Annotated in this window: 24 protein-coding genes; 15 read left to right on the forward strand and 9 right to left on the reverse strand. The window is 29.9% G+C overall.

All coding sequences use genetic code 11. From position 1 onward, the window contains the following. Nucleotides 1–44 precede the first annotated feature (44 nt). Genes lpxA through H3Z83_RS01120 form a run of 4 tightly spaced genes read right to left on the reverse strand, consistent with a single transcriptional unit; the run spans nucleotide 45 to nucleotide 4,552 of the window. A complete protein-coding gene (lpxA, locus tag H3Z83_RS01105; protein WP_182123637.1) occupies nucleotides 45–830 on the reverse strand; it encodes an acyl-ACP--UDP-N-acetylglucosamine O-acyltransferase in 786 nt (261 codons plus the stop codon). 4 nt (nucleotides 831–834) lie between these two features. Further along, nucleotides 835–2,226: a bifunctional UDP-3-O-[3-hydroxymyristoyl] N-acetylglucosamine deacetylase/3-hydroxyacyl-ACP dehydratase gene (locus H3Z83_RS01110; RefSeq protein WP_182123638.1), complete on the reverse strand. Its 1,392-nt coding sequence runs from the start codon at nucleotides 2,224–2,226 to the stop codon at nucleotides 835–837. Further along, a complete protein-coding gene (gene lpxD, locus H3Z83_RS01115; protein ID WP_182123639.1) occupies nucleotides 2,219–3,259 on the reverse strand; it encodes a UDP-3-O-(3-hydroxymyristoyl)glucosamine N-acyltransferase in 1,041 nt (346 codons plus the stop codon). The genes H3Z83_RS01110 and lpxD overlap by 8 nt, the downstream gene beginning before the upstream one ends. 57 nt (nucleotides 3,260–3,316) lie before the next feature. Continuing rightward, nucleotides 3,317–4,552 carry an HD domain-containing protein gene (locus tag H3Z83_RS01120; protein WP_182123640.1) on the reverse strand — a complete coding sequence of 412 codons (1,236 nt, stop codon included), beginning with the start codon at nucleotides 4,550–4,552 and terminating at the stop codon, nucleotides 3,317–3,319. 148 nt (nucleotides 4,553–4,700) lie between these two features. Between H3Z83_RS01120 and porX the strand changes: the two genes are divergently transcribed. From porX to H3Z83_RS01145, 5 genes are read left to right on the forward strand one after another with little or no spacing between them, the layout of a single operon-like run. Then, entirely contained in the window at nucleotides 4,701–6,248 is a 1,548-nt protein-coding gene (gene porX / locus H3Z83_RS01125) for a T9SS response regulator signal transducer PorX (RefSeq protein ID WP_182123641.1), read from the forward strand. Continuing rightward, nucleotides 6,248–6,811, forward strand: coding sequence for a DUF1287 domain-containing protein (locus H3Z83_RS01130; protein WP_182123642.1), 564 nt, complete (start codon nucleotides 6,248–6,250; stop codon nucleotides 6,809–6,811). The genes porX and H3Z83_RS01130 overlap by 1 nt, the downstream gene beginning before the upstream one ends. A 39-nt stretch (nucleotides 6,812–6,850) precedes the next feature. Then, nucleotides 6,851–7,264: a tRNA (adenosine(37)-N6)-threonylcarbamoyltransferase complex ATPase subunit type 1 TsaE gene (gene tsaE, locus H3Z83_RS01135; RefSeq protein WP_182123643.1), complete on the forward strand. Its 414-nt coding sequence runs from the start codon at nucleotides 6,851–6,853 to the stop codon at nucleotides 7,262–7,264. A gap of 4 nt (nucleotides 7,265–7,268) precedes the next feature. Continuing rightward, entirely contained in the window at nucleotides 7,269–8,465 is a 1,197-nt protein-coding gene (locus tag H3Z83_RS01140) for an alanine dehydrogenase (RefSeq protein WP_182123644.1), read from the forward strand. Between the two features lie 40 nt (nucleotides 8,466–8,505). Then, nucleotides 8,506–8,877, forward strand: a complete 372-nt coding sequence (locus tag H3Z83_RS01145) for a DUF4258 domain-containing protein (protein WP_182123645.1) — start codon at nucleotides 8,506–8,508, stop codon at nucleotides 8,875–8,877. Here the strand turns inward: H3Z83_RS01145 and H3Z83_RS01150 are convergent. Both H3Z83_RS01150 and H3Z83_RS01155 read right to left on the reverse strand, forming a co-directional pair. Beyond that, nucleotides 8,874–9,464, reverse strand: a complete 591-nt coding sequence (locus H3Z83_RS01150; protein ID WP_182123646.1) for a YdeI/OmpD-associated family protein — start codon at nucleotides 9,462–9,464, stop codon at nucleotides 8,874–8,876. The genes H3Z83_RS01145 and H3Z83_RS01150 overlap by 4 nt on opposite strands. Before the next feature lie 13 nt (nucleotides 9,465–9,477). After that, the gene (locus H3Z83_RS01155; RefSeq protein ID WP_182123647.1) at nucleotides 9,478–11,676 is read right to left on the reverse strand and encodes a RecQ family ATP-dependent DNA helicase; all 2,199 of its coding nucleotides are present in this window, start codon (nucleotides 11,674–11,676) and stop codon (nucleotides 9,478–9,480) included. A gap of 146 nt (nucleotides 11,677–11,822) precedes the next feature. Between H3Z83_RS01155 and H3Z83_RS01160 the strand changes: the two genes are divergently transcribed. The 7 genes from H3Z83_RS01160 (at nucleotide 11,823) to H3Z83_RS01190 (ending at nucleotide 17,131) form a co-directional block, all read left to right on the forward strand. Then, complete coding sequence (locus tag H3Z83_RS01160) at nucleotides 11,823–12,023, forward strand: hypothetical protein (RefSeq protein ID WP_182123648.1); 201 nt, start codon at nucleotides 11,823–11,825, stop codon at nucleotides 12,021–12,023. A gap of 1 nt (nucleotide 12,024) precedes the next feature. Further along, nucleotides 12,025–12,846 carry a twin-arginine translocase subunit TatC gene (gene tatC / locus H3Z83_RS01165; RefSeq protein ID WP_182123649.1) on the forward strand — a complete coding sequence of 274 codons (822 nt, stop codon included), beginning with the start codon at nucleotides 12,025–12,027 and terminating at the stop codon, nucleotides 12,844–12,846. Next, the gene (locus tag H3Z83_RS01170) at nucleotides 12,821–13,171 is read left to right on the forward strand and encodes a carboxymuconolactone decarboxylase family protein (RefSeq protein WP_182123650.1); all 351 of its coding nucleotides are present in this window, start codon (nucleotides 12,821–12,823) and stop codon (nucleotides 13,169–13,171) included. Before tatC ends, H3Z83_RS01170 begins: the two co-directional genes overlap by 26 nt. Nucleotides 13,172–13,247: 76 nt before the next feature. Beyond that, a complete protein-coding gene (gene lptB / locus H3Z83_RS01175; protein WP_182123651.1) occupies nucleotides 13,248–13,982 on the forward strand; it encodes an LPS export ABC transporter ATP-binding protein in 735 nt (244 codons plus the stop codon). 105 nt (nucleotides 13,983–14,087) lie between these two features. Then, on the forward strand, nucleotides 14,088–15,371 hold the full coding sequence (locus H3Z83_RS01180) for an APC family permease (protein WP_182123652.1): 1,284 nt from the start codon (nucleotides 14,088–14,090) through the stop codon (nucleotides 15,369–15,371). Then, complete coding sequence (locus H3Z83_RS01185) at nucleotides 15,372–16,262, forward strand: mechanosensitive ion channel family protein (protein WP_182123653.1); 891 nt, start codon at nucleotides 15,372–15,374, stop codon at nucleotides 16,260–16,262. After that, on the forward strand, nucleotides 16,262–17,131 hold the full coding sequence (locus tag H3Z83_RS01190; RefSeq protein WP_182123654.1) for a YihY/virulence factor BrkB family protein: 870 nt from the start codon (nucleotides 16,262–16,264) through the stop codon (nucleotides 17,129–17,131). Before H3Z83_RS01185 ends, H3Z83_RS01190 begins: the two co-directional genes overlap by 1 nt. A 40-nt stretch (nucleotides 17,132–17,171) precedes the next feature. Here H3Z83_RS01190 and H3Z83_RS01195 read toward each other — a convergent pair whose 3' ends face one another. Next, nucleotides 17,172–17,912: a CDP-alcohol phosphatidyltransferase family protein gene (locus H3Z83_RS01195; protein WP_182123655.1), complete on the reverse strand. Its 741-nt coding sequence runs from the start codon at nucleotides 17,910–17,912 to the stop codon at nucleotides 17,172–17,174. Between the two features lie 106 nt (nucleotides 17,913–18,018). On the opposite strand from H3Z83_RS01195, the gene H3Z83_RS01200 reads away from it, so the two are divergent. From H3Z83_RS01200 to H3Z83_RS01210, 3 genes are all read left to right on the forward strand, one after another. Continuing rightward, nucleotides 18,019–18,408, forward strand: a complete 390-nt coding sequence (locus tag H3Z83_RS01200; protein ID WP_182123656.1) for a hypothetical protein — start codon at nucleotides 18,019–18,021, stop codon at nucleotides 18,406–18,408. Further along, nucleotides 18,408–19,382, forward strand: a complete 975-nt coding sequence (locus H3Z83_RS01205) for a YheT family hydrolase (protein ID WP_182123657.1) — start codon at nucleotides 18,408–18,410, stop codon at nucleotides 19,380–19,382. The genes H3Z83_RS01200 and H3Z83_RS01205 overlap by 1 nt, the downstream gene beginning before the upstream one ends. Before the next feature lie 75 nt (nucleotides 19,383–19,457). Next, complete coding sequence (locus H3Z83_RS01210) at nucleotides 19,458–20,642, forward strand: lipoprotein N-acyltransferase Lnb domain-containing protein (protein WP_182123658.1); 1,185 nt, start codon at nucleotides 19,458–19,460, stop codon at nucleotides 20,640–20,642. Here the strand turns inward: H3Z83_RS01210 and aroQ are convergent. After that, nucleotides 20,619–21,035: a type II 3-dehydroquinate dehydratase gene (gene aroQ / locus H3Z83_RS01215; protein ID WP_182123659.1), complete on the reverse strand. Its 417-nt coding sequence runs from the start codon at nucleotides 21,033–21,035 to the stop codon at nucleotides 20,619–20,621. The genes H3Z83_RS01210 and aroQ overlap by 24 nt on opposite strands. Before the next feature lie 101 nt (nucleotides 21,036–21,136). Further along, entirely contained in the window at nucleotides 21,137–21,640 is a 504-nt protein-coding gene (locus H3Z83_RS01220) for a hypothetical protein (RefSeq protein WP_182123660.1), read from the reverse strand. Nucleotides 21,641–21,687 lie beyond the last annotated feature (47 nt).

The following is a 21,687-nucleotide window of genomic DNA, read 5'->3' on the forward strand; positions in this document are numbered from 1 at the left end:
GTTATTATTTTTTAAAATTTACTATATATCTATTAGTAATTTTATTAGTTAGATTTAAAATATCCTTTCATAATTCCACGATGTGAATCTTTTATAAACTGAATTACTTCATCACGTTCTGAAGTAGCTTCCATTTCAGCCTCAATAATATCTATCGCTTGGGAATTATTGTAATTTTTTTGAAATAAAATTCTATATATATCTTGAATTTCTCTAATCTTCTCAGTAGTATAACCTCTTCTTCTTAAACCTACAGAATTGATACCTACATATGATAAAGGTTCACGTGCAGCTTTTACATAAGGAGGTACATCTTTACGAACCAATGAACCACCGGTAACAAATGCATGATTACCTACTGAAGCAAATTGGTGTACCGCTACCATACCCGCTAAAACTACATTATCACCTACATTTACATGCCCCGCTAAAGTTGTATTATTTGAAAAAATACAATTATTACCAACAAAACAATCATGAGCTACGTGACAATACGCCATAATTAAACAATTGTCCCCAATTACAGTTTTCATTCGGTCTGTAGTTCCTCTATTTATAGTAACACATTCACGTATTGTTACGTTATCACCAATCTCTACAGTTGTATCCTCATCATTATATTTTAAATCTTGAGGAATTGCTGAAATTACAGCTCCTGGAAAAATTCGACAGTTTTTACCAATCCTTGCTCCTTCCATTATAGTTACATTAGAACCAATCCAAGTTCCTGAGCCAATTTCAACATTTGCATGTATTGTTGTAAATGGTTCGATAACTACATTTCGTGCAATTTTTGCTTGTGGATGTACGTATGCAAGTGGTTGATTCATAGTCTTATTTTACTTTTGAAATTTGCGCCATTAATTCTGCTTCACATACTAATTTCCCATTAGCATATGTATAAGCTTGCATATGACAAATACCTCTTCTTATTGGTGTTATTAATTCAGCTTTAAAAGTTAAAGTGTCTCCTGGTAATACTTTTTGTTTGAACTTAACATTATCCATTTTCATGAAATATGTTAAATAGTTTTCTGGATCTGGCACTGTATTTAAAACTAAAACTCCACCACACTGCGCCATCGCTTCAACTTGTAAAACACCTGGCATTACTGGTGCTCCTGGAAAATGTCCCACAAAGAAATTTTCATTCATTGTAACATTTTTCATTCCCACTACATGCCTATCTGACAACTCTAAAATTCTATCAATCAATAAAAATGGAGGTCTATGAGGTAAAATATCCATTATTTGATGGATATCCATCAATGGAGGTAAGTTTAAATCATATTTAGGAACGTTGTTACGTTTTTCTTGCTTTATAATTTTAGCTAATTTCTTAGCGAATAAAGTATTAACTAAATGCCCAGGTTTGTTTGCTATTACTTTACCTCTAATTCGAGTACCTACTAATGCTAAATCCCCAATAACATCTAATAACTTATGTCTTGCAGCTTCATTAGCCCAATGCAATTCCAGGTTATCTAAAATTCCATTAGATTGAATTTTGATATCATCTTTATTAAAAGCCTTCTTTAATTTTTCTGTAGTAGAAGTAGATAATTCTTTATCTACATAAACAATTGCATTGTTTAAATCTCCACCTTTAATTAAATCATTTTCAAGTAGCATTTCTATTTCATGCAAAAAACTAAAAGTTCTTGCTGCAGAAATATGCTCTTTAAAATCAGACATTTTATTTAAAGTAGCATTTTGTGTTCCTAAAATTTTAGTTCCAAAATCTACCATTGTTGTTACTTGATACTCATCTGAAGGCATTAAAATAATTTCGCTTCCAGTAGCTTCATCTTTATATGAAATTATTTCTTTAACAACATATTCTTCAATTTCAGCTTCTTGCTCTACAATTCCTGCTTGCTCTAATGCTTCAATAAAAAATTTAGATGAACCATCCATAATTGGAGGCTCTGATGCGTCAATCTCAATAATTAAGTTATCAATATCTAAACCTACTGCTGCTGCTAAAACATGCTCAGAAGTTTGAATTTGTACTCCTTTCTTCTCAAGATTTGTTCCTCTTTGAGTATTTGTAACATACTCCGCTTTTGCTTCAATTACTGGCTTTCCTTCTAAATCAACACGTACAAACGCAAATCCATGATTTATTGGAGCTGGTTTGAAAACCATTGTTACCTCATTACCAGTATGTAAACCTACACCAGATAATGTAATTTCATTTTGTATTGTTTTCTGTTGTTTACTCATTGTTTGTTTTTTGAGTATTTAACTCTTTTTCAATTTTATGTATTGTTGATGCTAATTTAGGTAAGTTTTTAAAGTAAACATATGATTTACTATAATCTGAATACCCAAAAGCAGGTGTACCTTGTACTACTTCTCCTTCTTTTAAACTCTTGCCAATACCAGATTGTGCTTGAATTCTAACATTATTGCCTATTGTTATATGGCCAACAATACCTACTTGACCGCCAATCATACAATTCTCGCCAATTTTTGTAGATCCTGCAATACCTGTTTGTGAAGCTATTACGGTGTTTTTACCAATCTCAACGTTATGCGCTACTTGAATTTGGTTATCTAACTTTACTCCTTTTCTGATAATTGTTGAACCTAACGTAGCTCTGTCTATTGTTGAATTAGACCCTACATCAACATTATCTTCGATAATAACGTTTCCAATTTGAGGTATTGCCTTGTACTCTCCATCTTCATTGGGTGCGAAACCAAATCCATCAGAACCAATTACTGTTCCTGAATGAATCTTACAATTTTTTCCTATTTGAGATTCTGAATATACCTTAACACCTGCAAAAATTACTGAATTATCTCCAATTACTGAATTATCTCCAATATAAGAATTAGGATAAATTTTTACATTTTTACCTAAAACAACATTTTCACCAATATAAGCATAGGCTCCAACATATTCGTTTTCTCCTATTGTAGCAGAAGAAGCAATAAAATGAGGATTTTCTCTACCAGATTTATTATTCTTTACTTCATTATAAAACTCTAAAAGCTTTGAAAATGCTTTATATGCATCGTCAACTTTAATCAGAGTCGATTCAATTTCTTTTTCTGGCTGAAAGCTTTTATTTACTATGGTAACTGAAGCCTTTGTAGTATATATAAAAGAATTATACTTTGGGTTTGAAAGAAAGGTTAAAGAACCAACCGTTCCTTCTTCTATTTTTGAAAGTTTAGATACTTCAGCATCTGGATTACCCACAATGTTTCCTTCTAAAATATCGGCTATTTGTTTTGCTGTAAATTTCATCAATTGCAAAAGTAATTATTTTTGTTTAATTACTTATTATTACATCATTTTTAAAGATTAATTAATCATTTTTTTAGGGTAACATAAGAAATACTTTACCACAGGTTTGGTTAAAGCTTTTAAGTTCAACTGATCTGAAGCCTTTGCTATATCTTTTAATTTCCCTTTCTTTGTGTAAATTTTTATTGGCTTATCTGTATTATAAGCCTGATTTTTAATTTTATTTGAAAAAACAAAATAGTTTAAATCCTCTTCTTTAATTTCTAAATGACTTTTAACAGAGTCATTTACTTCTTTTAAGTATTTCTCTGTAAAAGGCTTCTCTTGAATTTCAATTTTAAAAAGATTTCTATGAATAATCATTTTAGCTAATGAGGACAAAATAAAATCATCGTGATGTACCCATTCTTTTATCGCTGACAATACATCATAATCATCTAACTGAGAAAAAACATCTAATGTATCATTCGAAAAATTACTTTCTGAAATTGGCGTATATAAAAAGTATTTAAAAGCGGAACTGGCTGGTAATTCAATACCTTTCATTGCTAATTCTTTCGCTCTTCTTAAAACATTTACCAAAATGTTTTCGGCTACTAATCCTGTTTTGTGCAAATAAACTTGCCAATACATTAAACGACGTGCAATGATAAATTTTTCTACAGAATAAATTCCTTTTTGCTCTATAACTAACTCATCGTTTACAACATTCATCATGGCTATTAAACGATCTGAAGATATATTTCCTTCTGTTACTCCTGTGTAGAAACTATCTCTTTTTAAATAATCTAACCGATCAATATCTAATTGACTAGAAATTAGTTGATATAAAAACTCTCTATGGTAATTCCCTTCAAAAATCTTGATTGCTAAACTTAATTTTCCATCAAATTCATCATTTAAAGCCTTCATAAACTTTAACGAAATCTCTTCATGAGTAATACCATTAACAATACTGTGCTCTAAAGCATGAGAAAATGCCCCGTGACCAATATCATGTAATAAAATAGCAATGTATAATGCGTTAGCTTCATCATCAGAAATTTCAACGTTTTTCATTCTAAGCACTCGTACTGCTTTCTGCATTAAATGCATACAACCTATAGCGTGATGAAAACGTGTATGATTTGCTCCTGGATACACTAAATTAGACAATCCCATTTGTGTAACCCTTCTTAATCGCTGAAAGTAACGATGTTCGATTATATCAAAAATTAATGAATTTGGTATGGTTATAAATCCATAAATAGGATCATTAATTATCTTTTGTTTATTCGTTTTTCTGCTTTTCAAAATTTATAAATACTACTATTCTAAACAAAAGAATCATAATTAATCTACAAAAGCAAATTAACAAAAGCTTTATTAACGTATTTTTAGCTTTTAAAACACAACAAAAACACTTTTCAGCGTTATTTTAGTGTAAATACATGAAAGCTATATGAGAAACATAGAAATACTTTGGGTAGATGATGAAATTGATTTACTAAAACCACATATTTTATTTTTAGAAAAGAAAAACTATTCCGTTACTACTTGCACAAACGGAACAGATGCTATTGACTTGGTTGAAGAACAAAATTTTGATATTGTTTTTTTAGATGAAAATATGCCAGGTATTACCGGTTTAGAAACACTTTCTGAAATCAAACAGAAAAACACTAACCTTCCTGTGGTTATGATTACCAAAAGTGAAGAAGAGTATATTATGGAGGAAGCAATTGGTTCTAAAATTGCTGATTATTTAATAAAGCCTGTAAACCCAAATCAAATATTATTAAGCTTAAAAAAGAGTTTAGATCATTCTCGTTTAGTTTCTGAGAAAACTACTTCAAACTATCAACAAGAGTTTCGAAAAATCTCTATGGATTTAGCCATGGTAAACTCCTATGAAGAATGGAATGACGTATATAAAAAGTTAGTACACTGGGAGCTTGAACTTGAAAACATTAATGACACTGGAATGTTAGAGATTTTAGAATCTCAAAAAGCAGAAGCAAATTCACTTTTTTTCAAGTTTATAAAAAAGAATTATCAAGATTTTTTAACTAGTGATGATAAACCCACTTTTTCTCATACGCTATTTAAAGATTATGTAGTTCCCAATCTATCAAAAGACAAAGGAGTTTTATTGGTTGTTATTGACAACCTTAGATTTGATCAATACAGAGTTTTAGAACCTTTTATTAACAACTACTATAAAAAAGAAGAAGAATATTCTTACTACAGTATTTTACCAACTGCAACCCAATATGCAAGAAATGCTATTTTCTCAGGTTTAATGCCTTCTGAAATGGAGAAAAGGCATTCTAATTTTTGGAAAAATGATACTGATGAAGGAGGTAAAAATTTATTTGAAGCTGACTTTTTAGATGCTCAAATTAAAAGGTTGAGTTTAAATATTCAACATGAATATTATAAAATAACTTCATTAAAAAGTGGAAAGGATTTAGCTGATAATTATAACGGAACAAAACAAAATGATTTAACTGTTGTTGTTTATAATTTTGTTGATATGCTTTCGCATGCTAAAACCGAAATGGAGGTAATTAAAGAACTTGCTGGAGACGATAAAGCTTACAGATCATTAACAGTTAGTTGGTTTAAAAATTCTCCTTTATTCGATATTATTCAAAAGGCACAAAAGCTAGGTCAAAAATTAATTATAACTACCGATCATGGAACCATTAACTCTAAGAATCCTACAAAAGTAATTGGTGACAAAAACATCAGTTCTAACCTTCGTTATAAAACTGGCAGAAGCTTAAGTTATGAGGATAAAGATGTGTATGCTATTAAAAATCCTAAAGACATATTTTTACCAACAATAGCTATAAATAGTCCATTCATTTTTGCTAAAGAGGATTTGTTTTTTGCCTATCCAAACAACTATAATCATTTTGTTAAATATTATAAGAATACTTATCAGCATGGGGGTGTTTCTTTAGAAGAAATGATTATTCCATGTGCTGTATATAATCCTAAGTAATGAGGTTTTTACTTTTCTTTTTATTAGTATCTCAACTTAGCTTTACTCAAGAGGACAAGTTAAGTTTAGCTGGTTTAGAATTAACACATCAAAAAGTAACTTATGATCCTAGTTATTTTTCAATTCCCTATCCTAATGGAGACGTACCAAAAAACAAAGGTGTATGTACAGATGTGGTAATTCGCGCTTATCGAAAATTAGGAATTGATTTACAAAAAGAAGTTCATGAGGATATGAAGAAAAATTTCTCTTTATATCCTAAAATTTGGGGATTAAAAAGAACTGATAAAAATATTGATCATAGAAGAGTTCCTAATTTAATGACTTTTTTCAGTAGAAAAGGTATTGTAAAATCAAAAACTCAAAACACCAAAGATTATATTCCTGGAGATATTGTTTGTTGGAATTTACAAGGTGGGATTACTCATATCGGTATTGTAGTCAATAAAAAGTCTAAAGATGGGTTACGATACATGATAGTTCACAATATCGGCGCAGGTCAAGTAATTGAGGATTGTCTTTTCGATTTTAAAATCATTGGACATTACAGGTACAAAAACTAAATTTTCTTAACATTTTATAGTTCATTATTTTTGCATTCTATGAACAAAAATTACTCTTTAAACGAATTAACTACAATAGCTCAAGAAGTTGTAAAAAAAGCTCAAAACAAAGTATTACTTTTTAATGGTGATATGGGGGTTGGTAAAACAACTTTAATAAAAGAGATTTGTAAAATTCTTGGTGTTGATGATGTTGCCCACTCTCCTACTTTTTCTTTAGTAAATGAATATAAAACGAATGATAATGAGACTGTTTATCATTTTGATTTTTATAGAATTGAAGATGAAGAAGAAGCTTATGATATGGGAGTTGAAGACTATCTTTATAGCAATAATTGGTGTTTAATTGAATGGCCCGAAAACGTTAAAAATTTACTACCTTTAGATGCTGTTGAAGTAAAAATCATGCTTTTAGATGATGGTCAACGTAATATCCAACTAAAAACCAACTAATTAAATGGGGTCTATCTCACCTTTTACCAAAGAACAGTTAATGCCACAGCCTGAAATGCTTGAAATACAAAAGCAAAAAGGTGAATTATTTATAGGGCTTCCAAAAGAAACTCATTTTGAAGAAAAACGTATTAGTTTATCTCCAGATGCTGTTTCAGCTTTAGTAGCTCATGGTCATAGAATTGTTATTGAAACTGGTGCTGGTGACGGGGCAAATTATAGCGATAAGGAATATTCTGATGCAGGAGCAAAAATATCATATGATATAAAAGAAGCTTTTGCGTGTAATATTGTGCTTAAAGTTGAACCACCATCGTTAGATGAGATTGAAATGATAAACCCACAAGCAATTTTAATTTCTGCTTTACAGCTTAAAACTCAGGATAAAAAATACTTTGAAGCTCTAGCTAAAAAACGAATTACAGCTATTGCTTTTGATTATATAAAAGATGAACACGGTGTATACCCAATTGTAAAATCATTAAGTGAAATAGCAGGTACTGCATCTATGCATATTGCAGCAGAACTGATGACTTCCTCTAATGGTGGAAATGGATTATTATTAGGTAATATCGGTGGTGTTCCTCCTAGTGATGTAGTTATTTTAGGCGCAGGTACTGTTGGTGAATTCGCAGCTCGTTCTGCTATTGGCCTAGGTGCTCGTGTTAAAGTTTTTGACAATTCGATTACCAAGTTAAGGAAATTGCAACACTGTGTACATTCTCCTATTTACACTTCAACTGTACAGCCAAAAACATTAGCAAAAGCTTTAATGCGTTGTGATGTTGTTATTGGTGCTATTCGTGGTAAAGATCGTTCTCCTGTAATTGTTACCGAAGGAATGATCGAACAAATGAAAGATGGTGCTGTTATTGTTGATGTAAGTATTGATCGTGGTGGATGTTTCGAAACTTCAAAAGTTACTACACATAGTAAACCTACCTTTACCGAACATGGTGTAATTCATTATTGTGTTCCTAATATACCGTCTAGATACGCACGTACAGCTTCAGTATCTATTAGTAATATTTTCACTCCTTATTTATTAAATATAGCAGAAGAAGGTGGATTTGAAAATGCTGCTCGTTTTGATAAAAGTTTACGTAACGGTATGTATTTTTATCATGGTATATTGACAAATAAAACTGTAGCTGATTGGTTTGACATACCTTACAGAGATATTAATTTATTGATTTTATAAACTCTTTTTTACTTACTTTTGCTCCTCTAAATTTTAAATTATGCAGTGGTTAAAACGTTTTGGTATTTACTTTATTGGTGTAGCATTAGGTACGCTTATTGTTGCCTTCTTTTGGAGTAAAAAGAAAGTTTCGTTTGATTATGGTATGGATGCACGTACACTAAAAACTATTCGCATAAAAAAACGCTTATTTTCTGATAATGCTAAACAGATTATAGAAAATTCTCAGATAGATACAACTACTATAAATACTATTTTAAAGTTTGGGGATGTTGATTTTGGAAAAAGTAAACCTCGAATAAAACCTTGCGCAGAGTATTTTATTACAGGAAAAGATAGTTTAAATCATATTGATTTATATGTAATACGTTGTGACTCTACTGCAACTATTGATAAAATTACAATAAACTAACAGTTTTTATATTTATCGTGTAACCCAACTCCATTTAAAATCATTGGGATAATTTTTTCTAATCTTTTTAATTTGGTAGCTTCTCGTTTTGCTTCAGTAATATGATCAGCAAATTCTCTTTTTTTACTTAAAGTAAATTTTTCAAAAGAAATTTTTAATTTCTCATCATCAAATGCTGATTGTAATTCTGGTGGAATTATTAAAGGTTTTGTATTTCTTGTTGGCTTTAATTCTTTTCCTTCCTCAGAATTTTTAATAGCTTCCAACGCATATTTCTTTACTAAATCAGGATTAATATCACTTAATTTATAAAACCTCCATTGACGCATAGCATTAGTTTTTCCTTCTTGAGCATTTTCTAAAACCTTTTCATCATCCTTTAAAAAACTCCCTTGAAAAAACCACATTCCACAATAGTTTTTAAAAGCTGCTATTCCTAAAATATTTTTCCCTTTATAAACATATACAGGAGCACTCCATTTTATAGTTTCTTTTAAAGGAAGTTCTAACAAAACAGAACGCAAGAGGTTTAATTCTTGCGTCCATGTATTTTTATCGTTAATATATTGTGTTACTTCTGAGTTCATTAATTATGAATCTTTAGTTAGCTATTTCGCTTGTAAACTTAATACGCATTAAACGTAATTCATCGTCATCATAATCACCGTCAAACTCATCTAAAGCTTCTTGAATTTTGTCGGTTTCAGCTTCCATAAAATACTCGTGAATTTCTTCTTGCTGATCTTCATCTAATAAATCATCCACAGCATAATTTATATTCAATTTTGTACCAGAAAATACAATAGCTTCCATTTCTTTAATTAACTCTGGCATTTCTAGCCCTTTTGATTTTGCTATATCATCTAAAGGTAATTTTCTATCCGTATTTTGAATGATAAACAGTTTCAATCCTGAATTTACACCAGTACTTTTAACAATTAAATCATCAGCACGCATGATATCATTCTCATCAACATATCTAGAAATCAACTTTACAAAGTCTTTTCCGTACTTTCTTGCTTTACCTTCACCAACTCCATGAACCTTGGCTAATTCATCTAAAGTTATAGGGTATTTGAGTGCCATATCATCTAACGAAGGATCTTGAAAAACCGCAAACGGAGGTACGCCTAAACGTTTACCTACACTTTTACGTAAATCTTTTAGCATTCCTACTAGCTTATCATCAACACTTGCACCCGATGATTTTTCATTAGTAATTATTGTTCCGTCATCATCTGTATCATACACATGATTTTCAGTCATCATAAACGGCTCAGGATTTTCAATGAATCTCTTTCCTTTCTCTGTTAGCTTTAAAACACCGTATTGCTCGATTTCTTTTTTTATCAAATCTACCACCAACACCTGACGAATTAACGCCATCCAGTAGTGATTATCCTTTTCTTTACCAATTCCAAAAAAAGGTTGCTCGTTTGTTTTATGAGAGTTTAATAATGCATTTTCTTTACCAATTATAGTATTTACCACCTCTTTCGGTTTATACATCTCAAGAGTATTTTTTATAACCGATAACAAAATAACTACTTCGTTTGTAGCTTCGTGCTTCTTTTTAGGATTACGCATATTGTCGTCCATATCAGCACCTTCTCCATTAACAGCATCAAACTCTTCTCCGAAGTAATGTAATATATACTTACGCCTATTCATAGACGTTTCTGCATAACCAACAACTTCTTGTAATAAAGCATGGCCAACCTCCTGCTCTGCTACAGGTTTGTTAGCCATAAATTTTTCAAGCTTCTCAATATCTTTATAAGAATAGAACGTTAAGCAATATCCTTCACCTCCATCACGACCTGCTCTACCTGTTTCTTGATAATAACTTTCTAAACTTTTAGGAATATCATGGTGAATTACATAGCGAACATCTGGCTTATCGATTCCCATACCAAAAGCAATAGTTGCAACAATAACATCACAATCTTCCATCAAAAACATATCTTGATGTTTGGCTCTTGTTTTAGCATCCAATCCTGCATGATAAGGAAGTGCGTTAATTCCGTTTACTTGTAGTACTTGCGCTATTTCTTCAACTTTCTTACGACTTAAACAGTAAATAATTCCTGTTTTTCCAATTCGTTTTTTTATAAAGCGAATAATATCTTTCTCTACATCTTTAGTTTTCGGACGAACTTCGTAAAATAAATTTGCTCTATTAAAGGATGCTTTGAACACATTAGCATCACTCATTCCTAAAGTTTTTAAGATATCTTCTTGAACCTTTTCGGTTGCTGTAGCTGTTAAACCTATAATTGGCACATTATCTATTTGCTTGATAATGTTACGTAAGTTTCTATATTCTGGTCTAAAATCGTGCCCCCATTCAGAAATACAATGTGCTTCATCAATAGCTACAAATGATATTTTTTGCTTTCTTAAAAACTCAACGTACTCTTCTTTTATTAAAGATTCTGGGGCTACATATAATAATTTGGTGATTCCTGACTCAATATCAGCCTTTACTTGTGCTACCTCAGACTTGTTTAAAGATGAGTTTAAAACATGCGCAATTCCATGATCTTCAGAAATACCTCTAATAGCATCTACTTGATTCTTCATCAAGGCTATTAAAGGAGATACAACAATCGCTGTTCCTTCTTTCATTAAGGCTGGTAATTGGTAACATAACGATTTACCTCCACCAGTTGGCATAATTACAAATGTATTTTCATTGTTTAAAATGCTGTTAACAACATCTTCTTGTAGACCTTTAAATTGGTTAAAACCAAATATTTTTTTTAATGATCCATATAAATCCGACTGCTCTATATTCATCTCCTAATATCAAAAATTAAAAATGCAAACTAAATTACAAAAAAACCTAATACAAATAGAAACAAACTTTCTTTTTATTAAAAAGATTTTCTTCTTAATTATTTCTATTTTTACACTTTAAAAATTACTTAAAACTTTTTATTAAATTGAAAGACGCAAACGCAATTCTCTCAACAGCAAAAGAAACTATACTTTTAGAAAGTAATGCTATTGCTAATTTAGTAAATTTATTAAACACTTCTTTTATTGATACTGTAAAAATCATTTATAACTTAATTAAAAAAGTTATAACTAATTATTCTGGTTATCTTTATTTTAATAATTTAATTAACCTAAAAATATTTTAAGATGGCAGAGAAAGAAATGTCTTTTTTAGATCATCTTGAAGAGTTAAGGTGGCATTTAGTTAGAAGTTTTGCTGCAATATTTATTTTAGCAATTATCATTTTTGCAAACATTAACTTTGTTTTTAATGATATCTTATTAGCACATTTAAAACCTGATTTTGCTACTTATAAATTCTTTTGCAATGTGTTTTCTTCAATAGGAATTGATAGTAGTTTTTGTAATATTAAATTTAAACAAACTCTACAAGCGCTTAACCCGACACAACAATTAATGACCGGTATTTGGTCTTCTCTAATTTTAGGCTTTGTTCTTGCTTTTCCATACGTATTATGGGAGTTTTGGCGTTTTATTGCTCCTGGGCTACATTCTAGTGAAAGAAAAAAATCTAGAGGATTTATTTTCACTTCTTCCTTATTGTTCTTTCTAGGTATTTTATTTAGTTATTATGTTATTTTACCAATGTCGGTATATTTCTTTTATAACTTTGAAATTTCTGATGCTATTGAAAATAACTTTAAGTTAGAAGCATATATAAATTTAATTACAAACACACTGTTAGGTGTCGCTGTTTTTTTCGAACTACCTGTTGTTATATTTTTCTTAACTAAAATAGGATTGGTTACTCCTGAGTTTTTAAAAAAATATAGAAAGCATGCTTTGGTCGTGGTTTTAATTTTATCAGCAATTATAACTCCTCCAGACATGGCTAGTCAAATAATTGTATCAGTACCCATTATGATTTTGTATGAATTAAGTATTCATGTATCAAAATTTGTATTAAAAAAACAACAAAAGAATGTCTCAAAAAGTCCAAGAGTTTAACGACTATAGAGCTAAAATGAATGATAAAATTTTAGCTTCTGACAATAAAATTGTTAAACGTATATTTAACTTAGACACGAATGCCTTTAAAGAAGGTCATTTACCTGTTAAAACCAAAGAGTTATTAGGTTTAGTAGCATCAGCTGTATTACGTTGCGATGATTGTATTGCTTACCATTTAGAAAGCTCTCATAAAAATGGAGTTACCAAAGAAGAAATGATGGAAACCATGAGTATTGCTACTTTAGTTGGTGGTACTATTGTAATCCCTCATTTACGTAGAGCTGTTGAATTTTGGGAAGCTTTAGAAGAAGAAAACAGTTAACAGATAATTAAGTTATCAATTCATAGATTTATAGTAATTTCGTACTGCTATCAACTTGAAAATTTAATCCACATTAATGAAATTAAGAGCAGAAGACATACAAAAAGTTTACGGTAGTAGAAAAGTTGTAAAAGGAATTTCTTTAGAAGTAGAACAAGGAGAAATTATTGGTTTACTAGGACCAAACGGAGCCGGAAAAACAACTTCTTTCTACATGATTGTTGGCATGGTAAAGCCTAATAACGGTCATATTTTTTTAGATGATGAAGAAATTACCGATGATGCCATGTATAAACGTGCTCAAAAAGGTATTGGTTATTTAGCCCAAGAAGCATCTGTTTTTAGAAAATTATCAGTTGAAGATAATATCATGTCTGTTCTAGAATTTACAGACAGAACAAAAGCTGAAAGAAAACAACGTTTAGAAGAGCTGATTGATGAGTTTAGTTTAGATCATGTTCGTAAAAACCGAGGAGATTTACTATCAGGTGGAGAGCGTCGTAGAACAGAAATTGCTCGTTGTTTGGCTTCTGACCCTAAATTCATTTTGCTAGACGAACCTTTTGCTGGAGTTGACCCTATTGCTGTCGAAGATATTCAAGGAATTGTAGCGCAACTTAAAAACAAGAACATTGGTATTTTAATTACCGATCATGATGTGCAAGCTACGCTAGCAATTACAGATAGAACTTATTTAATGTATAATGGAGGAATTTTAAAAGAAGGTACTCCTGAAGAATTAGCTGAAGATGAAACCGTACGTAGAGTATATCTTGGTAAAGATTTTGAATTGAAAAAGAAGAAGTTTTAATCGCAAGGCGATAGTCTATATTTATTTTCAGATGCTTATCTAGCGTAGATTACTTTCTTAAAATCTTAATTCCTATATTTAAGTTTTCTAACTAAACTTAAGATCATGCCTAAAAAAATTGGTTTAAAAGAAGCAATGTCTATCGGTATTGGCGGAATGGTTGGTGGTGGAATCTTCGCTGTACTTGGATTAGCAGCTGCATTAGCTAAGGGAGGAACTCCTATTTCGTTTTTAATTGCTGGTTTAATTGCCTTAATTACTTCATATAGCTATGTAAAATTATCTTTAAAATATCCAGATAGCGGAGGGACTGTTAAGTTTATAAATCAAGGATTTGGAATAACTGTTTTTAGTGGAGGAATTAATAACCTACTATGGTTTAGTTATATTATCATGCTATCTCTATACGCTTCTGCTTTTGGTTCTTATGCTCCAAATTTATTTCAATTGACGAGTGATAAGGTTATTGATTCTCATATTTATGCTACTGCTATTGTACTTATTGCTGCGTTTATTAATTATTACAGCATTGTTGTTGTTGGAAAAATAGAATCTTACGCAGTTATTATTAAACTAATTATATTATTAGGTTTTGTTGGTTTCGGACTGTATGGCTTATTTGGAAATCCACACTTAGAACAATTATCTCCTGAACACTGGGAATCTCCCTTCAAACTATTAACCGCCGGAATGGTGATTTTTGTAGCTTACGAAGGCTTTGAATTAATTGCCAATGCTGCTCCTGATATAGAAAACCCTGAAAAGAACATTCCGAGAGCCTATTATTGGTCAGTAATTTTTGTAATCTTTTTATACATAATAATAGCAGCAATCACTGTCGGCTCATTAGCATTTAGCGATATTGCTACAGCTCAAGACTATGTACTGGCAGAAGCAGCAAAACCTATGTTAGGTAAAGCAGGGTTTACCATTATTACCATTGCTGCATTAATTTCTACATTCTCAGCGATTAATGCTTCGCTTTATGGAGGAAGTAAAGTTAATTATGAAATAGCCGAAGATGACGAATTACCAAAGCAATTTACTTGTCAACTATGGAATCAGCCCATAGGTTTATTAATTACTACGATAGCAACAATAATTTTAGTAAATACTTTAGAGTTGGAAAGTATTTCAACAGCAGGAAGTGTTGGATTTTTACTAATTTTTTCTATTGTAAACTTTACTGGATTTAAATTATCAAAACAAATCAACGGAAAAAATAGCATTCCTATTATTGGAGCGATTTTATGTTTTTTAGCTATGATTGCCTTATTAATACAACATTACTCGACAAGTAAAACTGATGTATTCATAGCTATTGGAATTATTGCTTTTAGTTTTTTAGTTGAATTTATTTACAAAAAAACTGAAGAAAAAAAAGTTTAAATGAACGAAGGAATTAAAAATATCAACAAAACACTTTTACAATGGAAAGATGAAGCTATTAATTACTTACCAAAGATATTATTGGCTATTGTAGTTTTTCTTACTTTCTACTTTCTTGCTAAGTTTATTAGAAAATTTAGCATTCGATTTTATCAAAAATTATTTAAAAGTAAACCTGAAGCTGTAGGTCTTATATCTTCGATAATTTATTTTATCATCCTATTAATGGGCACTTTTTTAACGCTTGAAGTTTTAGGTTTAGAAAGTGTACTTACAAAATTACTTGCTGGTGCTGGAATTGTTGGTATAGTAGCTGGTTTTGCCTTTAAAGACATAGCTTCTAATGCTTTTGCTGGATTTTTATTAAATGTACAGCGTCCATTTAAAATTGGTGATTGGGTATCTCTTGATGAAACCTTTGGTACTATTCTAGAAATTGGTATGATTACCACATCGGTGAAAACTATTTCGGGACAAGAAGTCTTTGTTCCTAATCAACTTATTTATAATAATACCTTTACCAACTACTCCACTTTTGGCAAACGGCGTGTTATTTTTAAAAGTGGAGTGTCTTATGGAGATGATCTAGACTTAGTAAGACGGGCATCATTAGAAGAGGTAGATAAAATTGAAGCTGTGTTAAAAAATGAAGTAATTGATTTTTATTTTACTGAAATAGCGAGTTCTACTTATAATTTTGAAGTTCGTTTTTGGATTAAATTCAATTATCAAAAAGATTATTTAAATGCCATGAACGAAATTATTATGCGTATTAAAAAGCGTTTTGAACAAGAAGATATTTCTTTAGCCTATGCAGTTACTACGTTAGACTTTGGTGTAAAAGGAGGCGTGAATATTTTTGATAAACCCATTGTTACAAGAACAGAATAATGCTAACATTTTTCAAAAAAGTAGTTGACCATTTTTTCAATAGTAATACTTTTCAAAAAGGAGCTGCTTTAGCGTATTATGCAGTGTTTTCTATATTCCCAATCATTATTATAGTTATTTCAATATTAGGAATTGTTTTTGGTAAACAAGCAGTAACAGGAGAAGTTTTTCATCAACTTAAAGATATTCTAGGAACAGAAGGAGCTACTCAAATACAAAATATTATAAAACAACAGCATGTTAATCATAATTCTATCATAACTACAATTGTAGGGTTTGCTACTTTAATATTAAGTGCCTCTGGTATGTTTAGTCAAATACATAATGCTTTTAATAATATTTGGAATATTAAATCAAAACCTAAAAACAGCATTATTCGTTATTTCACTAAGCATCTTTCTTCTTTTGGACTCTTAATGCTTTTGTTTTTTACGCTAATAGTAAGTACTTCTGTTAATGCTTTTTTAATGAAACATTCCGATCGCTTACATAGTGATTATAGAATATCTTTTTTATATGAACATTTTTCCTCTTTTATCGTCATTGCTATTTTATTTGCAATTATGTTTAAGTTTTTAGGAGATGCTAAAGTTAATTGGAAACCTGCGATTTTAAGTGGTTTATTCACAGCATTCCTATTTATCTTAGGGAAAATTGGGATAGCAATAGTTATTGGTAAAAGTCATTTATCTACAACTTTTGGGTCAGCAAGTATTTTAGCATTAATAATGCTTTGGGTGTATTACCTTTCACAGATTATATTTTTAGGAGCTTCTTTTTTAAAAGTTTTATGCGATAAAATGAAACTACCTATTTTACCTAATCAAGATGCTGTAAAAATTGTACAACAAGAAATAAATAATAGCTAGAAGGTCTTATTCTTGATAAAAAATTAAAGTAAATAACTGTTTATACTTTCTTTAAATTATTAATCATTGATAATGCCACGTACATTATAATTATTAATGGAATCGCTACAAATTTTAATACAACTAGTATTAAAATTGATATTAATAAAAACACATACTTTAAAACATTCTCTTTAAATCCGTAGGTTTTAAACTTTAAGGCAAATAAAGGAATTTCAGCATTCATTAAAAAAGTTAACAACACTGTTATTAGTATTAAAAAATACTGATTATGAATAATATCTAAATAAAATGATTGTGCTGAAAACTCAGCAATTAACGGTAACGAAATAACAAATAGAGTCATTGCTGGAGTTGGTATACCTATAAAAGAATCTGATTGGCGGGTATCAATATTAAAATTTGCTAATCGATAACAGGCTCCTAGAGTTAACAACAAGCCTATATATGGTAAGTAACTCCCTGTTGATTCGTACATATCAATTCCAAAATAACCTGCTGCATCAATATTTAAAGCATTAACTAACAACTGCAACATAACAATACCAGGCACTACTCCACTAGTTACCATATCTGCTAAACTATCTAACTGTTTACCAAGCTCTCCTTGTACATTTAATATTCGAGCAGCAAAACCATCAAAAAAATCAAATCCTATACCTGTAGCTACTAAAATTGCTGTAGTAACAAAGTCTCCTTTTATTGCAAAAATTATTGCAATTGTACCACACAATAAGTTTCCTAAGGTTAATAAATTAGGAATGTGTTTTTTAATATTCATAGTATTCAATATTTGAAGCGAAAATAAGAAATCATTTTATGAGTTTTACATTTTAGGTATTTTTTGTCATATTTGTTATTAATCATACTAAATTTCAATTTTAAATATGACTTTCTCAACTTCTTTTATCAAAAAATTCTCTTGGTTTACAATTATAGTCGCTATTTTATATATTATTGGTGAAGGTTATTTTATGTTTCTATATGGACAACCTCATTTACATACATTAGCTGACTTAATTGCTGTACTGTTATTATTTTTTGGAGGGATTATGACTTTAAAGTATAATAACTTAGGAATTATTTGTGGTGCTTGGGGATATAGTTTTTGTATAAATTACAGAACTTGGGTTTGGAGGTATTACGCTAAAATTGAAGGAGTTTCAGATGCTAGTACAGATAATGTAGGTAATATTTTGTTTTTCCTGCTATTATTTTCTTTTATAGCTTTTTTAATTTCTATTTTATTAAATCTACCTAAAACAAAAATTAAATAATGCCTATTTTAACTAGCGATTTTAATCCAAGTTTGCCTTTTAAAAGTGCTCACTTTAATACAGTATATCGTCCTTTATTTATGAAGGATACGATTGATTATGAGCGAAAAAGAATTACAACTTGGGATCATGATTTTATTGATTTAGATTTTTCATTTATAGGCTCAAATTCTATTGTATTATTGATTCATGGGTTAGAAGGAAGTTCACAATCTAATTATATGATTACCAACGCTAACCATTTAAACAACTTAGGATTTGATACTGTTTGTATGAATTTAAGAGGTTGTAGCGGTGAGGATAATTTATTGTTAGAAACCTATCATAGTGGAAAAACTGATGATGTTTATTTTATCGTAAATCATTTAATTTCAAATTATAAATATGATAATATTATCATGCTTGGATTTAGTTTAGGTGGTAACTTAACTTTAAAATATTTAGGCGAATACGATACACCTTCAGTTATAAAAGGAGGAATAGCGGTTTCAGTCCCTATTGATTTAACAACTTCCCAAGCTGAGTTAACGAAACTTAAAAACAAAGTATATCTTAATGAGTTTCTAAGAACTATGAAGCTTAAATTATTAGAAAAAGCTGAGAAATTTCCTGATTACAAACTAAATAAAGATTTATTATTTAAAGCTACAAAATTCCGCCATTTAGAAAAACAATATACAGTTCCTGTTTTTGGTTTTGAAAGTTCAGAGGATTATTGGTTAAAGGCTAGCGCCAAACCTTTTATTCCAGAAATAACAGTTCCTACACTACTCATAAACGCTTTAGATGATAGTTTTTTATCAAAAGAATGCTTCCCTATAGAGGAAGCTAAAAACTTATCAAAATTCCATTTATTAACTCCAGATTATGGTGGACATGTTGGTTTTATGTCTTCATTTACAAATACAGAAAATTATTGGCTAGAACAGAAAATTGGTCAGTTTATAAAACAGCAAATTGGAATTCAATTTTAAAATATTAGTTCATAAAACTAATGAATTCTTAATTAAGATTTAGATATTTGTAAGCATCTAATTTAGATAACAATTATGATTAAAAAACACATTACCTTATTAGTTTTAGTACTTTGGAGTATCTTATCTTTTTCTCAAACTTCAAGTACGCTAAGTTTATCTAAATTTTCACAAATAAGTATTATTACTTCGGGTCCTGGTGAAGCTTTGTATGAAAAATTTGGTCATACAGCTATTAGAGTTAAAGACCCTATGCTGCAATTAGATTTAATCTATAATTATGGGATTATCAATTTTGAAAACCCTAATTTTTATATTGATTTTACTAAAGGTTTTATGAAATATAAGTTAGCTCGATATCCTTTTTATTTAGCCTTAAAAAGCTCACAAAAAGATAAACGTTGGGTTAAAGAACAAGTACTTAATCTAACTGAGAAGCAAAAAAATAAAGTTTTTCAATTTTTAGAAATAAATGCAGCTCCCAAAAACGCGAGTTATTTTTATGATCCTTTTTTTGATAATTGTGCAACTAAACCTCGTGATATTATTCAAAAAGTTTTAGGCAAAAACTTAGTTTTTAAAGATAGTTTTGTTAAAAATGACTTATCTATTAGACAATTAATGAATAGAGAAATTCACCCAAATACTTGGGGAAGTTTAGGTATAAACATTGCTTTAGGGAGTAAATTAGATAAAATTGCTTCACCTACCGAATATTTATATCTCCCAGATTATGTTTTTGAAGCTTTACAAGAATCAAAAGTTAAGAAGAATAATAAAGAAGAAAACTTAATTTCAAAAACGAATACTTTATTAGATTTTAAAGAAAAAGAATCTAACCCTGATTTAATATCACCTTTCTGGGTAATTCTATTATTATCAATAATAGGAATATTTATAACTTATAAAGATTACACAAAGAATAAAAGAAGTAAATGGTTAGATTTTTTAATTCTATTTATTACTGGGATATTTGGAGTCTTAATTCTATTTCTTTGGTTTTTCACCAATCACTCAACAGCGCCAAATAATTTTAATTTCTTATGGGCATTTGCCCCTAACCTAGTTATTTCTTTTGTTTTATTAAAGAGTAATTTACCAAAGTGGGTTAATTTATATTTTAAAATGACTCTTATTTTACTTTCTTTAATACCTCTTATTTGGGTTGTTAAAATACAGTTATTCTCTTATACACTAATTCCTTTCTTTATTTTCTTAGGAATTCGTTATTGGTTTTTACAAAAAACTTTGAATCGCTAATTCATAGCTCTGCAAACCAAAACCAGTTATTACTCCTCTTGCATTTGGAGCAATATAACTTACATGACGAAATTCTTCTCGAGAATGTACATTGGATATATGCACTTCTATAACAGGAGTTTCAATACCTTTAACAGCATCTCCTATGCCTACTGATGTATGCGTATAAGCAGCTGCATTTAAAATAACACCATCGTAATCGAAACCAATTTCGTGTAATTTATCAATCAACTCTCCTTCAATATTAGATTGATAATATTCTAATTGAATATTAGTGTACTTATCTTTTAATGCTTTAAAAAAGTCTTCAAAAGAATTAGCTCCGTAAATTTCGGGTTCTCTCTTACCTAATAAATTTAAGTTAGGTCCGTTGATTATAATCAGTTTCTTCATACTAGTTATTTCTGAAAAGTAAAAATACTGTTTTTAAATTTTAAGTATAAAAAAAAGGAAGCAATAAATTGCTTCCTTTTTCTCTTATTATCCTTATCAATTTAAAAGTATAATGCAAAACCGATTAATCCTTGAAATAAACCTTCTTGACCATCTTCAATACCAACATTATATCTTACTGCTGGCTTAATACTAACATTTTCTCCTAAAAAATAAACATAACCAGCCTGTAAACCTAACCAATTTACACTATTCCCATCAGATGAAGCTCCTGTAAAATCAATCCCTACTGGAAACTGACCTCCTAAATAATACTCAGCTCCTACTTTATAAGTAAAAGTTCCTTTAGTAAAAGAAGAGTCTCCATACCCTAAACCTCCTTTAATTGCGAAGTTTTCTGCTATAAAATAACCTCCGTCTAAGCCTAAAGACCAAGCTGTATTTCCATCAGAAGATGCTAAAGAAAATGCTGTGCTTCCTCTTGTAGCTGACCCTGTATTTGCTTCAATCACCCATTTTCCTTTTGCTGTTTGTCCATTAATCTCCTGTGCATTTGCACTAAAACCAAATGCTACCATAGCAATTACTAATAATATTTTTTTCATAATTTTTTATTTTATTACTACGAAAATAATTTAAAAACCCAATTACA

It is taken from the genome of Tenacibaculum pelagium, from assembly GCF_014062345.1.
Lineage (GTDB): Bacteria > Bacteroidota > Bacteroidia > Flavobacteriales > Flavobacteriaceae > Polaribacter > Polaribacter pelagius.